This is a genomic window from Enterococcus salsurae (assembly GCF_054784955.1).
Genome location: NZ_BAAHWY010000005.1, coordinates 139,144 through 153,585 on the forward strand (window position 1 = coordinate 139,144; position 14,442 = coordinate 153,585).

General features: G+C 44.6%; 13 protein-coding genes. All 13 read left to right on the forward strand.

Translation table 11 applies throughout. The annotated features are described in order from the left end of the window. Positions 1–189 precede the first annotated feature (189 nt). The 13 genes from aroE to ACYVRS_RS12925 all read left to right on the forward strand — a co-directional run bounded on the left by aroE (position 190) and on the right by ACYVRS_RS12925 (position 14,442). Positions 190–1,059 (forward strand): shikimate dehydrogenase, encoded by an 870-nt coding sequence (aroE, locus tag ACYVRS_RS12865; RefSeq protein WP_461203487.1) that lies wholly within the window; start codon positions 190–192, stop codon positions 1,057–1,059. A 50-nt stretch (positions 1,060–1,109) separates the two neighbouring features. Next, positions 1,110–2,129, forward strand: a complete 1,020-nt coding sequence (aroF, locus tag ACYVRS_RS12870; RefSeq protein WP_054114966.1) for a 3-deoxy-7-phosphoheptulonate synthase — start codon at positions 1,110–1,112, stop codon at positions 2,127–2,129. Between the two features lie 30 nt (positions 2,130–2,159). Next, complete coding sequence (aroB, locus tag ACYVRS_RS12875; protein ID WP_461203488.1) at positions 2,160–3,215, forward strand: 3-dehydroquinate synthase; 1,056 nt, start codon at positions 2,160–2,162, stop codon at positions 3,213–3,215. A 22-nt stretch (positions 3,216–3,237) separates the two neighbouring features. Next, positions 3,238–4,404 carry a chorismate synthase gene (gene aroC, locus ACYVRS_RS12880; RefSeq protein ID WP_313538882.1) on the forward strand — a complete coding sequence of 389 codons (1,167 nt, stop codon included), beginning with the start codon at positions 3,238–3,240 and terminating at the stop codon, positions 4,402–4,404. A 43-nt stretch (positions 4,405–4,447) separates the two neighbouring features. Next, complete coding sequence (locus ACYVRS_RS12885) at positions 4,448–5,533, forward strand: prephenate dehydrogenase (RefSeq protein WP_313538880.1); 1,086 nt, start codon at positions 4,448–4,450, stop codon at positions 5,531–5,533. Between the two features lie 9 nt (positions 5,534–5,542). Further along, entirely contained in the window at positions 5,543–6,832 is a 1,290-nt protein-coding gene (gene aroA, locus ACYVRS_RS12890) for a 3-phosphoshikimate 1-carboxyvinyltransferase (RefSeq protein ID WP_461203489.1), read from the forward strand. Next, entirely contained in the window at positions 6,829–7,335 is a 507-nt protein-coding gene (locus ACYVRS_RS12895) for a shikimate kinase (RefSeq protein ID WP_313510751.1), read from the forward strand. The genes aroA and ACYVRS_RS12895 overlap by 4 nt, the downstream gene beginning before the upstream one ends. Position 7,336: 1 nt before the next feature. Beyond that, positions 7,337–8,188: a prephenate dehydratase gene (gene pheA / locus ACYVRS_RS12900; RefSeq protein ID WP_461203490.1), complete on the forward strand. Its 852-nt coding sequence runs from the start codon at positions 7,337–7,339 to the stop codon at positions 8,186–8,188. A gap of 228 nt (positions 8,189–8,416) precedes the next feature. After that, a complete protein-coding gene (locus ACYVRS_RS12905; protein ID WP_461203491.1) occupies positions 8,417–9,679 on the forward strand; it encodes an LCP family protein in 1,263 nt (420 codons plus the stop codon). Positions 9,680–9,772: 93 nt separating this feature from the next. Then, positions 9,773–10,621 carry a DegV family protein gene (locus tag ACYVRS_RS12910; protein ID WP_312498951.1) on the forward strand — a complete coding sequence of 283 codons (849 nt, stop codon included), beginning with the start codon at positions 9,773–9,775 and terminating at the stop codon, positions 10,619–10,621. A gap of 178 nt (positions 10,622–10,799) precedes the next feature. Beyond that, positions 10,800–11,270, forward strand: a complete 471-nt coding sequence (locus tag ACYVRS_RS12915) for a DUF6530 family protein (protein WP_312498950.1) — start codon at positions 10,800–10,802, stop codon at positions 11,268–11,270. A gap of 17 nt (positions 11,271–11,287) precedes the next feature. Next, complete coding sequence (locus ACYVRS_RS12920; RefSeq protein ID WP_461203492.1) at positions 11,288–13,573, forward strand: AAA family ATPase; 2,286 nt, start codon at positions 11,288–11,290, stop codon at positions 13,571–13,573. 188 nt (positions 13,574–13,761) lie between these two features. Then, positions 13,762–14,442: a hypothetical protein gene (locus ACYVRS_RS12925; protein WP_312541007.1), complete on the forward strand. Its 681-nt coding sequence runs from the start codon at positions 13,762–13,764 to the stop codon at positions 14,440–14,442.

Here is a 14,442-nt window from a genome sequence, read left to right on the forward strand (position 1 = left end):
CAAACTACGCGTTTGTATCTATGATGGCTAGGGCATTTCGTAATGAATTCGCAGCCACGTAGATCGTAAAATCTATAGTGGCTATTTTTTATATTCGTATATCAGCTGATATGTAATGTTTAAAGGTGTTCACTGTAGATTCTGACAATTTACGGTGGACATCTTTTTTTGTTGAAGGGAATGAATCAAATGGAACAAATGATCTCCGGGCATACCCGCTTAGCCGCACTGTTCGCTAAGCCAGCACGACACAGCATCTCACCAGCAATGCACAATCTGTCTTTTTCAGAAAACAACATTGATGCAGTCTATCTTGCCTTTGATGTTGAACCAGAAAACTTGGCAACCAGCATTGAAAGTATCCGTACCTTAGATATGTTAGGTGTCAATCTATCAATGCCCCACAAGATGGCGGCCGTACCATTGGTAGATGCACTTTCACCAGCAGCGGCTTTGATTGGTGCGATCAACACGATCGTCAACGACAACGGTCACTTAACTGGACACAATACAGACGGCATCGGCTTTATGAAAGCACTGGAGGCAATCGATGTGTCGATCATCGGTGAAACGATCACAGTGATCGGTGCCGGCGGTGCAGCAACAGCGATCATTAGTCAAGCAGCTTTGGATGGTGTCAAAGAGATCCAAGTATTTAATCGAAAAGATGCTTTTTATCCAGTGATCGAAGTCAAATTACAAGACATTGCACAACAAACAGGCTGCAACATCACACTGCAAGACTTAGCAGATGATTCAGCTTTGGCAGACGCTTTGAATAAGAGTCAGTTGCTGGTCAATGCGACTGGGGTTGGGATGAAGCCCAATGAATCAGAGAGTCCGCTAAAAGACACATCGCTATTACGGGCGTCAATGGCGGTCTACGATGTGATCTACAATCCCCGTGAAACCCAATTGTTGCGGGATGCTAAAGCAGCCGGTGCCAAAACAGCAAATGGATTGAGCATGCTGCTCTATCAAGGTGCTGCAGCATTTGAATTATGGACAGGCAAAGAAATGCTGGTGAAGAAAGTCCAAGCATTGATCGAAACATTATAAAAAAGCAACTATAAATTATAAACTATAAAAACTGAAAGTAGGAAATGAAAATGATCGTAATTATGAAACCAGGCGCAACTGCCGAACAAGTGGATGTTGTTGTAACAAGAATCAAAAAAGAAGGCTTGGATGTTCAAGTCAACCAAGGAAAAGAACAAGTTGTGATCGGCCTTAAAGGAGATACCCGCTTGATCCAAGATGTTGCATTCCGCAGTTACGAAGGCGTTGAAGACGCAATTCGTATTTCAAATACGTACAAATTGACTTCACGCGAATTCCATCCGCAAGATACAGTTGTCGATGTTGATGGGGTAAAAATCGGTGGTGGCAACTTCGTTACAATGGCTGGCCCATGTTCAATCGAAGGCCTTGATCAAATCCGTGAATGTGCCCGTATCGCGAAAGCCGGCGGTGCAACGATCTTACGTGGAGGAGCCTTCAAACCTCGGACGTCACCATATGCTTTCCAAGGATTAGAAGAAGAAGGCTTGAAATACATCCGTCAAGCAGCAGATGAGTTGGGTATGAAAGTCATTACTGAAGTCATGGATGAAGGCCATATCGATATGGTTGCTGCATACAGCGACATTTTACAGATTGGTGCCCGCAACATGCAAAACTTCAAATTACTATCAGCTGTTGGGAAAACAGGCAAACCAATCGGCTTGAAACGCGGGATCTCAGGTACGATCGATGAGTGGTTGAATGCAGCTGAATACATTGCCGTACAAGACAAGAGTGAAGTGATTTTCATTGAACGGGGGATTCGGACTTACGAAACAGCTACACGAAACACCTTCGACCTCAGTGCAGTGCCAATCATCAAGAAACTAAGTCACTTCCCAATCATTGTTGACCCTAGTCATGGTACAGGCATTTGGGATCTAGTTCCGCCAATGGCGAGAGCGGGTGTCGCTGCTGGGGCAGATGGTATGATCGTCGAAATCCATCCTGATCCAGCAAATGCATGGTCAGATGGTCCGCAATCACTGAATGAAAAAACATACATGAGAATGATGCAAGAAGTCAATATTATGGAAAAAGCGATGAAAGAAATCAAAGCATTATAATCTGAAGAACAAATCGTGAGGTGTAGGTAGATGTTACACATAAATTTAAAAGATCAATCATACGATATCATCATCGAATCAGGTGCCTTTAAAGAGGTCGGTAGTTGGGTCAGTCGCTTGTGGCAAGCACAAAAAGTCGCGGTGATCACCGATAGCCATGTTGCACCTTTGTATGGAGAAGCCATAATGACAGCTTTGAAGCGCCATGGATTTGATGCGACATTGCTCGAAGTGCCCGCAGGGGAAAAAAGCAAATCATTGCTGCAAGCTACGGCCCTTTATGATCAGTTGGCAACATTCGGCATGACCCGCAGCGATGGCATCATTGCGTTAGGAGGCGGTGTGATCGGTGATTTGGCTGGTTTTGTGGCCTCTACCTATATGCGAGGGATCCATTTCTTGCAAATCCCAACGAGTTTATTGGCACAAGTAGATTCGAGTATTGGCGGCAAAACAGCCGTCAATACCGACTCAGCCAAAAACCTGGTGGGGACGTTCTCTCAGCCAGAAGGCGTCTTGATCGATCCAGCGCTACTGACTACATTGCCCATCCAAAGGGTACGAGAAGGCATAGCTGAGATCATCAAATCAGCGGCTATCGCAGATCCAATTCTATGGCAAAGACTTGCAGCATTAGCGGATGAAGAAGATCTCTTAGCACATGCAACAGAAATCATCACTGAAACGTTGAAAATCAAGCAACAGGTTGTGGAAGAAGATCCATTTGATCATGGCAGCCGATTGACATTGAATTTTGGTCATACCATTGGCCATGGATTGGAAAAGTTGTCTGGATTCGGCACGCTGAGTCACGGTGAGGGTGTGGCGATCGGTATGGTGATGATCACACGCCATGCGGAGAAGATTGGGTTTTCAAAAAAGGGGTCTACACAACAACTAATCAATATGAATCGTAAATTTTCTTTGCCAACCAATTTGCCAGACGTGGATCAGGAGCAACTATTTCAAGCGATAACACATGATAAAAAAGCGCGAGGCAATCAAATCAAAATTATTCTGCTGGCTGAAATTGGACAAGCGAGAGTCGTTACCATCCCTACAATAAATATCAAAAACTACCTATAAGAAAGAAGGAAGGTTATCTATTATGCGTTACATTACAGCTGGGGAATCCCATGGACCAGAATTGACAGCCATCATCGAAGGCTTGCCCGCTGGCCTGCCATTGACGGCTGAAGACATTAATCATGAATTGGCAAGAAGGCAGACTGGTTATGGTCGAGGCGGCCGCATGCTGATCGAGAAAGACCAAGTCAAGATCACTTCCGGGATTCGTCATGGTAAAACGTTAGGTTCTCCCGTCACATTGATCGTTGAAAATAAAGACTGGAAAAACTGGACCAAAGTCATGGCCATTGAAGAAGTGCCGGAAAAAGACCGCAAGTTGCGACGTGTTGCACGGCCTAGACCTGGACATGCAGATTTGGTCGGTGGGATGAAATACCATCATCAAGATTTACGCAACGTCCTTGAACGCTCCTCTGCTAGAGAGACGACGATGCGGGTAGCGATTGGTGCAATTGCTAAGAAAATATTGAAAGAGTTAGAGATAGATGTCGCTGGCCATGTCACCATGTTAGGCGGGATCAAGGCTGAGATTCCTGACGGCTTGACTGTCAAAGAAATTGCCGAACGTTCTGAGGCATCCGAAGTCCGAGTCCTTGATCCTTCAGTTGAAGCAGACATCAAGGCATTGATCGATCAAACGAAAAAAAATGGCGACACGATTGGTGGCGTTGTAGAAGTCTTAGTTGGCGGCGTGCCAGCAGGTCTTGGCAGTTATGTGCAATGGGATAAAAAACTCGATGCCAAAATTGCCCAAGCTGTTGTCAGCATCAATGCTTTTAAAGGCGCTGAGTTTGGGGTCGGTTTCGAAGCTGGAGTATTGCCAGGATCCAAAGTCATGGATGAGATCTTGTGGGATGCGACATCCGGGTATACCCGACGCAGCAATAATTTAGGCGGCTTTGAAGGCGGAATGACCAATGGAGAACCTATCGTGGTACGTGGCGTCATGAAACCAATCCCAACGTTGTATAAACCATTGCAAAGCGTGGATATCGACAGCAAGGAACCCTACAAAGCAAGTGTCGAACGCTCTGATAGTACTGCAGTACCAGCAGCAAGTGTCGTCTGCGAAAGTGTGGTTGCTACAGTTGTCGCCAATGAGATCTTAGAGAAATTCCCAAGTGATTCATACGAAGAATTACAAGCGGCAGTCAAAGAATACCGCGCATACTTACTACAGTATTAAATACAGGTTGACAAAAAAATGAATGAAGGAGAGGACAAGGGATATGACGCAACGGATTATGATCGCAGGTCTAGGGCTGATCGGTGCATCACTGGCAATATGTATAAAGAAGGAACATCCCGAGAGCTATCTGATGGGCTGGGATCATTGTTCATCGACGAATGAGATCGCCCGTCAGACTAACCTCGTTGCTGAAGTCCCAGCTTCTTTTGATGAAGGAGCCGTCCAAGCAGATATCATTCTGTTGGCATTACCCGTGGAAATCACGAAAAGTTATTTGGCGCGCTTAGGGCAACTACCCCTCAAGCCGAATGTATTGGTGACAGATACCGGCAGTACAAAATCAGAGATCAGTCAATTTGCGCAACAGTTTTCCTTTGATTTTATCGGCGGTCATCCAATGGCTGGCTCGCATAAATCCGGGATTCAAGCCGCAAATGGAGATTTGTTTGAAAATGCCTATTATATTTTTACGCCGAACGATGCTTCCCGTATCAACGAACTGGAAGCATTATTTCAAGGAACACGGGCGAAGTATGTGACACTGACACCAGCAGAGCATGATCAAATCACCGGTATGCTTAGCCACTTGCCCCACATCATTGCCTCTGGTTTAGTGAATCAAGCGGATACCTTCAACCAAGCACATCCTAGAGCACAACAATTGGCTGCGGGCGGTTTTCGGGATATCACGCGAATTGCTTCGTCTGACCCGCGCATGTGGACCGATATTTTATTAAGCAATCAACAGGCACTGCTGACGATGATCGCTGACTGGCAAAAGCGGATGGACACCGTCTCCCGTTGGTTGCAAACGAAAGATGAACAGGCGATTTATGCATTTTTCGAATCAGCAAAAGAAACTCGCGATCAGCTGCCAGTCCATCAAAATGGCGCTATTCCAGCGTTTTACGATTTATTTATCGATGTGCCCGATTATTCAGGAGTGATCGCAGAAGTCACCGGACTGTTAGGGACGCATCAGCTGTCCTTGATCAATTTGAAAATTTTAGAAAGCCGTGAAGAGATCACTGGTGTCCTTCAGATCTCCTTCAAAAGCCAAAACGATTTGCTGTTGGCAGAACAGCTAATCAACCAAAAAACGACCTACACATGTCGGATCAAATAGGAGAATACGATGAAATTAGTCAAAGCTACGCATTTAAACGGGACGATCGCTGTACCCGCTGATAAATCCATTTCTCACCGCAGCATTATGTTCGGTGCATTGGCTAACGGCACGACAACCGTTCGCAATTTTTTGAGGGGAGAGGACTGTTTCAGTACCTTGCACGCTTTCCAAAAATTAGGCGTACCAATTACTGATGATGGGGAAACGATTACCATCGAAGGCCAAGGGTTTGACGGGCTGAAACCTGCAGAAACGGCGATCGATATCGGCAATTCTGGTACGACGATTCGCTTGATGATGGGGATCTTGGCTGGTCAGTCTTTCGAAACGACCCTGTATGGCGATGATTCTTTGAATCGACGGCCAATGAATCGTGTGATGCTGCCTTTACGGGAAATGGGTGCAATCTTATCTGGGGATCAAAACACAGAATTTCCACCCATCACTGTTGCCGGGAAAGGATCGCTGCTGCCCATCACATATACGATGCCTGTAGCCAGCGCCCAAGTCAAATCAGCGATTATTTTTGCGGCCTTACAAGCCAAGGGCACATCTACGATTATCGAAAAAGAAGCCAGCCGCAATCACACCGAGGAGATGATTCGTCAATTTGGCGGAAATATCAGTACTGAAGGGAAAAAAATCACCGTCACGGGTCCGCAAACACTGCAAGGACAGGAAGTGATCGTTCCAGGAGATATTTCTTCCGCCGCATTCTTTTTGACCGCTGCAGCGATCATGCCTGAGAGTCAGGTCACATTGACCAATGTGGGCATCAATCCAACGAGAACGGGTATCTTAGAGGTGCTGGAAGAAATGGGCGCAGAGATGTCCATCCATGACCAAGATGTACAAAACCAATCTGCCACGATTGATATTCGTTCTTCTCAATTAACTGCTATCACGATTTCTGGCGATATCATCCCCCGCTTGATCGATGAATTGCCTATCATCGCGCTCTTAGCCACGCAAGCCCATGGCACAACGGTGATCAAAGATGCCGAAGAATTAAAAGTCAAAGAAACCAACCGTATCGATGCCACCGCCGAGGAATTGCAAAAGTTAGGCGCGGATATCACACCGACTGCCGATGGATTGATCATCCATGGACCGACAAAACTGCATGGTGGTCAAGTTTCTAGTCGAGGCGATCATCGAATCGGTATGATGCTGCAGATCGCTGCATTGCTAACAGATGAAGATGTTGAATTGGATTGGGCAGAAGCTGTGGCAGTTTCTTACCCTCATTTCTTTGATGATGTCACAACTTTAGCGCAAGGTGGTGAAGCAAAATGAATGGTATTGTATTGATCGGCTTTATGGGTGCTGGCAAGACGACGGTCGGCAAGCTTTTAGCTGAGGAAACCGGCTTGTCGCAGATTGATTTTGATGATTTGATCACTGAGGAAATCGGCATGAGCATCCAGGATTACTTTGCTATCCATGGTGAACCTGCCTTCCGAGAAATCGAAACCCGTATTTTAGCAGAGACTTTGACAAGATCAGCGATCATTTCGACTGGTGGCGGCATTGTGCTAAAAGAAGAAAACCGAGAGCTATTGAAAAATATGCCGCGCGTCGTATATTTGAAGACTGATCCAGCAGAATTGATTAGCCGATTGGAAGGAGATGCGGAAAATATCCGCCCGTTGGTTTTATCAAAAACACCAGCTGAGATTTTGGCTGTCTACCAGCCTAGGATCCCATTTTATGAAGAGAGTGCCACATTGGTAGTAGAAACGACAAATAAGGCACCGCAGGAGATCGTTGCAGAAATTATAACAAAAGTAGGTGAATAGTATGCAGGTCGGTTATTTAGGTCCGGAGAACTCCTTCACATATCTTGCTGCCAAAGATGCCTTTGTCCATGAAACATTGGTGCCATACCCTTCGATCCCTCTGTGTATTCAAGCATTGGTCGACGGCGTCGTGGATCGGTGCGTCGTGCCAAATGAAAATTCATTGGAAGGGTCAGTGCATGCGACGATCGACACGCTCTTCAGAGAACAAAAACTGTCGATCGAAAAGGAGATCATCTTGCCAATCAACCATCAGTTGGTGACAGCGGAGTCTGGTAAAGACCAACCGCCAGTGATCACAAGAATCATTTCTCATCCGCAAGCACTCGCACAATGTACCAACTTTTTAAATCGCTATTATCAACATGCGGTGATCGAAGCGGTTGCTTCAACAACGACCGCGGCGCTTTATGTCAAAAATCATCCTGATGATTCGGTAGCCGCAATTGCTTCTAAAGAAGCGGCTGCTTTCTATGATTTACGGATAGAAGCGGAAGATATCCAAGATGTCTCCTTCAATCAAACCCGATTTTGGGTGATGAAACAAGGAGCAGCTCAGTTGGATGCTGTTTCTGACGATGCTGCTAAAGCAACGATTTTTGTTACATTGCCAGCCAATCAACCGGGCATTTTACACAAGATTTTGGCGGCTTTTGGCTGGCGTGATATCGATTTGAGTAAAATCGAGTCCCGACCGTCAAAAACAACGCTAGGGGAATATTTTTTTGTGATCGACTTGGTCGTGGATAAACCAATCCAATTGATAGCCAATGCGTTTGAGGAGATTCAGCTCTTAGGCAGCGGGGTCCATCTGCTAGGTGTCTATCCAGTTGAAGAAAAGAAAGTGAGGTAGTCCATGTCACAGTCTTTCATCCTTAAAGCGTCTGACGATGCGTTGGCATTGACAGGGTTTTATCAAGAGATTCAAACAGTGCGTCATCTGCGTCACGGCGCTATAAAACACCTGTGAAGCGCGTCTGTTTTCCTAGAAAAAGATTAAATTTTAAACAAACAGCTTTCTTTCTGTGAGGGGTAAGGTATCCTTATAGATAGAAAGCTATTTTATTGGAGGAAAACCGCAATGAGTCGGATGGAACGAAACAAAGAACTACATAAAAAACTGGCAGAAGAGAAACAGACATCGAAAGAGAGTATTTTTGCCCGCAGAACCATCGCGCAAGAGGCGCAGGATCCAGAAGATGACGCTGCCTATGATCAGTCTCTTGAAGATCATACAAACACACATCGTCGTTCATCGTCGATGTCTATTGATCCTCGCGTACCGCTTACGCAGATCAGACAAGGCCATACGCAACACAACCTAGAGTCAAATACGAAGCAAAGCACTGCCCGCGGCGCCGATTCAGCCAATCGTGGACAATCGACAAATCAAGAAACCAAAAAACAAGCAAAAAAACAAAAGAATAAGCAAAAACAAGCACAGAAAAAACGTAAGAAAAGACCATTTTTAAGAATTGTTATCCGCATACTGCTCTTTTTATTGATTTATTCAGTCGGTGCCTTTTTTATTGGTCAACAGGTCGCAAGAAGCGACGCATCGATTCCAAAAGATGACGCTGAAACCTTTAATGGTGTCACATCAGCAGACGGCAGCAATAACATTTTACTGATTGGTAGTGACAGCCGCGAAGGGGAGACGGGTCGTGCAGATACCATTATGGTGCTGCAACTAGATGGCGGAGGACAACCTAAGCTGGTCTCATTTATGCGTGACACATTGGTGACGATTCCTGGATATGGGGAAAACAAAATCAATGCGGCATACGCTTTTGGTGGTGCCGAACTGGTGCGACAAACGTTGGCTCAAAATTTTGGTGTTGAGACCAAATACTACACGAAGGTTGATTTCCAATCATTTGAGAAAGTGATAGATACATTATTCCCTTCTGGTGTCTCAATCAATGCCGAAAAAGATATGAGTAAGAATCTGGAAGTGGCCATCAAAAAAGGACAACAGCAGATGAATGGGTTAGAATTGCTGCAATATGCACGTTTTCGCATGGATGAAGAAGGCGATTTTGGTCGGGTGCGTCGTCAGCAACAAGTGATTGATGCCATTTTCAGCGAGATGAAAAATCCATTGTCGATCGCCAAATTGCCATATGCTGCGGGTAAAGTACTCGGCTACGCTTCAACCAACTTGCCAGTTACCTTTTTACTAAAGAATATCTTCTCCATTGCGCGGGGCGCCGCTGGTATTGAGCGCTTGACTGTTCCGGTCGATGACTCATGGCAGTATGGAAATTCGGACACAGCAGGCAGTGTGTTGGTCGTCGATCTGCAAACAAATCAGCAAGCAATCTCTGATTTCTTCAATCAGTAGGAATTGGGAAATCTTCTGAAAATCATTTGAAAGCATGCAAAATTGTGCTATATTATTAATGACGTTTGAAATATCTTGAAACGAGGAAAAAGAATGAAATTAGCCGTTGTAACTGACAGTACCGCTTATCTGCCGGAACGGATCAAGAATCATGAGGATTTGTTTGTCATTCCGATACCTGTTATCTTAGATGGAAAAATCTACAATGAGGGAATTGACATCGAAGCGGATGAATATTATGCACTTTTAAAAAACAGCAAAGAATTCCCCACCACTTCACAACCGGTTTTAGGAGAAGTGATGGATCTATATACTTCTTTGCGTGATCGTGGGTATGACACGATCATCAGTATCCACTTATCTAGTGGTATCTCTGGATTTATCAATACATTATATGGCATCAAAGATGAAATCGAAGGTGTTGAGATCATTCCTTACGATTCAAAAATCACCAGTATGCCTATGGGACATATGGTAGAAGCTGCGTTGGATCTTTCAAAGCAAGGCCAATCCTTGACAGATATTTTGGCTCATTTAGATATCATCAAAGAAAACACCTATGCCTATTTGATCGTCGATGATTTGAACAATTTGGTTCGTGGCGGACGCTTGACCAATGGTGCAGCACTGATTGGCGGACTTTTAAAAATCAAACCGATACTCACATTTGATGAAGGAAAGATCGTTCTTCATGAAAAAGTGCGGTCCAGTAAAAAAGCCTTCAATCGCGCGGAAGATATTATCGGCCAGCGAGAAGCAGATATTGCTTATCCAGTGAAGTTCTATGTGATCCATGCCAATAATTTGGCTGTTGCCGAAGAAGAAAAAGAAAAGCTGCAAGTCAAATACCCAAATGCCTACATTGAAATTGGTCATTTTGGCCCAGTCATTGGTTCTCATTTAGGCGAAAAAGCAATCGGTATTGCACTTTCTGCACAATAAGCGACTGGATCAAGTTTATAGTTTTCCCTAAGCGCATGCGTCAATCAGGTCGAGCACCTGATTGACGCTTTTTATCTAGTGAACACCTCGTTGCATGTAAGTGTATTGCTTGAGTATCCGCTAGTAGATATCTATACTGATAAGTAGCATCAAACGCATTTAGTTAAGGAGTGTTCATGTGAAAATACCTGAAGATCAACAACATAAACCTGTAGTAAAAGTTGAACATTACGATCAAATCGATGGTCGGAATGCCTTGCATACAGATGCCAAAGCATTATCCTTAGGACTAGACCCTGAAAAAAATCCCAATGATATCATCGGCGCAATATGGCATGAACATGCTGATTCCTCCGTGGAGGCAGAAGAAATGCCTTTGACACGGATCTTAGACATGGCGATTTTGACTGCGCAGTCTAGCTTATACTTTCAAGAAGCCTATCGCCACGAAAAATTTTATGATCCAGAAAATCCATTGATCGATATTATTGGTATCCAAGGCAATCGAATGACGGCAGAAATCGATACAGAAAATCCTACTATCGATCCCGATATTTTGACTTTTTACGATACTTTGCAAAAAAATGGCGAATTGATCGGCGAAAGATATAAAATACTCAAACGGCTGCTTGAAGATTTGGGTTATTAAGAAAGGAGCGGATACATATGGAACAACCCGATTTTCCCTATGCAGTGACAACCGGGCGCGACTTCAGCAAGTTGGAACGAATGATGATCTGGCAAAAACCAGCCAGCCATCAGACGAGTGCTGAAGAATTGCGGATTGCCTCAGAGATTGCCGATAATTGGGATGACCCTGAACTGAAATTATTCAATATCTTGTTAGAAGGTGATGCAGGTTCAGGCAAAACCCAATTGGCCAAAGCATTGTCCGCGGATCTGCAGTTGCCTTATACAAAAATCACCTGCTTTGCCGATATGGATAAATCAGACATCTTCGGTGCGCTGCTGCCTGTGATCAATACGGATCAAGAAGAGGATAAAGACTTGCTGGATGCCATCTACCAAAGCGATTGTTTTGATGATGTCCTGCAATTGATCGAACGGCACTTTTCAGTCACACCTGATCGTGGGAAAGAAAAGTTTGCTGAACTGATCCAGCGTATAGAGGACGCTGAGGACCAGCCAATCGTTCGTTATAAATACTATCCTTCTGAGATTGTACGAGCAATGGAGAAAGGCTATCTATTAGAAATACAGGAACCAACAGTAATACGCGATGCCTCCGTGTTGGTGGCACTAAACGCAGCATTGGAACAAAATGGCATGTTGAATATTCCGACAGGTTTTGTACAACGCCATCCAGATTGTGTGGTTGTGATTACCACCAATCGCAATTACCAAGGCAATCGACCGTTGAATGAGTCTTTGCGAGATCGGATGCAGCATGCAGAGAAAATGGATCTGCCGCCTTTAGGTGTGATGGTTGACCGCGGCATGGCCAAAACCGGCTACCAAAATCAAGCCGTTGCAGAGAAAATGGCTGAAATCATTCGCCTCTTAGACATCTCAGCTAAAGCGAACGCTATTAAAGGCGCAGCTGGCATGCGTTCCTATTTTTATTGGCTAAAAGCTGTCAAACGAGGACAAGATCCCTTGCAAACGATCCATCAAAAAGTATTATACAAAGTCACAACCGACAACAACGAATTGCAACTATTGCAAACAGCTCTCGATACTACAGGGCTTTTGGCGCAATTGCGCTTGCTGATCCACGGCCAGCCACTGCAAGACTTCAAGAAAGCAGCTGGACGCCGTATTTCAGCTGAGGAAGCGCAAGAAATAAACATCACGGCCGAGGGACATGTTCATTTAACAGCAGCTTTCACCGAGGAAGAATCCTCTACATCTGCAGAAAACGACACCTTGCCTGAGAAAACGTCTGATGAAACCCTTGAGGAAACAGTCTCAGACAAAGAAGTAGCGCCGCAAAATACGGCTGGATTATTCGAGGATACAGAGACGGCAAGTCAATCTGGACAAGCCGCAACCGGCACTGAATCAGACAACCAGGAGCTTGTAGATCATTCATTGACCTTTGAAGATTTTGAAGCAACGAACAAAGAAGAAAAAGCCCACGCGTCAAAAACAGCACGCCAAGCGTTAAAAGAATCGATCCATGCCAAAGAAGGGCTGATCGTTCATCGACCAGCTGTAGATTTACATCTGCGAAAGGCCGCACAAGCGCTCATTCAACCCTTACGACCTGTGATTGATGCCTTGGTAAAACAAACGAAAGAATTGTTGGAAAACGAAGAGGGAACTGTCTATCAAAAGGGCCAATATACCGGTACACGTTTTGATGCGAGTAAAGTCGTTTATCAAGACTTACGCACCTTCGACAAAAAGAATCCGCCTAATGAAACACCATCTTTGGCAGTAGCGATCCGCATCGACGAATCAGGATCTATGGTCAGAGAAGACCGCATCAAATATGCCCAACAAGCAGTCTTAGCGTTGACCGAGTTTGCCCAACAGGTCCAAATCCCATTAATGATCTACGGCGATACAGCGGATACTTCAGCACGAGAAAAGACCTCGTTGTATGCCTATAAGGAATTTCACGAAGGATATGATTTTGTCCCAGAGAAGCTCATGACCATGAAACCACGGCAAAACAATCGAGATGGCGCAGCGTTACGCGTCTTGGCCCATCACGTCAGCCAACAAACAGCGACAACCAAACTCGTCTTGAATATCAGCGACGGACAACCAAAAGCATTGCCTGATTATACTGGTGAAAAAGCCAAGAGCGACATTCAACAGGTGATTGCTGACTATGAACGTCAAGGGGTATTGTTTTTGGCAGCTGCCATCGGTCAAGATCGAGATGTCATCAAATCGATCTATGGCCCAGAACGCTTCATCGACTTGTCTGATTTACACGAATTCCCGCAACAGTTGTTGCAACTTTTGGTGAGGTATCTATAAAGACACCGTGAAAACACGCAAACAGCTCCCTTAACGGGTTTTTTTTTGCGTGTTTTCAATAATTAAATTATGTAAACTTTGTTAAAACAAAAGAAATAGCCAAAATTTGTGTCAGACACTTCCAAAACGGGAACGTATGTTTTATACTTATAGAAGGTTATTTTTCATTTGAGAAAGTAGGCATTGCTGTGAAAACCCCGTTAACGATCGAAATGGAAGAAGCACTCTATTATTATTGCCGTGAGAACAGCGACATCGTGGTTGAAGAAGTCGTGATGCCAGATGACCAAGGCATTGTCGATACATTAAGCTGCCGTTTGACTGCAGAAAATGAATTTGAATGGCGTTGTTATGAATTAAAAGTCAGTTTGGCAGATTTTCGGTCAAAAGCAAAGTTGTCTTTTATTGGTCACTATAATTATTTTGTCTTGCCAAAAGCACTCTACGAAAAGGTCAAGGACCAAATCCTTCCAGCAATCGGTGTACTGGTTTATCATTCTTTTATAGACAAAGAAAGCGGCAGAAAAGGCTATTTCAGTGTCGAAAAGAAACCGCAACGGCAACTACTGCAAGTTCCCGAAAAAGCACTATTGTTTCGTTTGATTTCAGCTCAAGCTAGGGAAGTTGGCAAAGCCAAGCAAACTGCCCGTGGATTAAGAGTCTTTTCGACGGAACGTTTATACCAGGAGTTGAAGAAACGACAACCGGAATATGATTTGTTCGGGGGAGGCGTCAATTATTATGACCGCTTCATTGAAGATACCCAAAATCAAGCAATCGAAGCGCTAAAAGAAGAATTGGCTGCAACAAGGATTGCCTATGAAGCATTGGAAAATCGATTTTTGCACGGCCAACAAGAGGGAAGGTGA

What these genes read in the sequence shown, in the direction of transcription:
- aroE (WP_461203487.1), top strand. Translation starts at nt 190, where the DNA reads ATGGAACAAATGATCTCCGGGCATACCCGCTTAGCCGCACTGTTCGCT.
- aroF (WP_054114966.1), top strand. Translation starts at nt 1,110, where the DNA reads ATGATCGTAATTATGAAACCAGGCGCAACTGCCGAACAAGTGGATGTT.
- aroB (WP_461203488.1), top strand. Translation starts at nt 2,160, where the DNA reads ATGTTACACATAAATTTAAAAGATCAATCATACGATATCATCATCGAA.
- aroC (WP_313538882.1), top strand. Translation starts at nt 3,238, where the DNA reads ATGCGTTACATTACAGCTGGGGAATCCCATGGACCAGAATTGACAGCC.
- ACYVRS_RS12885 (WP_313538880.1), top strand. Translation starts at nt 4,448, where the DNA reads ATGACGCAACGGATTATGATCGCAGGTCTAGGGCTGATCGGTGCATCA.
- aroA (WP_461203489.1), top strand. Translation starts at nt 5,543, where the DNA reads ATGAAATTAGTCAAAGCTACGCATTTAAACGGGACGATCGCTGTACCC.
- ACYVRS_RS12895 (WP_313510751.1), top strand. Translation starts at nt 6,829, where the DNA reads ATGAATGGTATTGTATTGATCGGCTTTATGGGTGCTGGCAAGACGACG.
- pheA (WP_461203490.1), top strand. Translation starts at nt 7,337, where the DNA reads ATGCAGGTCGGTTATTTAGGTCCGGAGAACTCCTTCACATATCTTGCT.
- ACYVRS_RS12905 (WP_461203491.1), top strand. Translation starts at nt 8,417, where the DNA reads ATGAGTCGGATGGAACGAAACAAAGAACTACATAAAAAACTGGCAGAA.
- ACYVRS_RS12910 (WP_312498951.1), top strand. Translation starts at nt 9,773, where the DNA reads ATGAAATTAGCCGTTGTAACTGACAGTACCGCTTATCTGCCGGAACGG.
- ACYVRS_RS12920 (WP_461203492.1), top strand. Translation starts at nt 11,288, where the DNA reads ATGGAACAACCCGATTTTCCCTATGCAGTGACAACCGGGCGCGACTTC.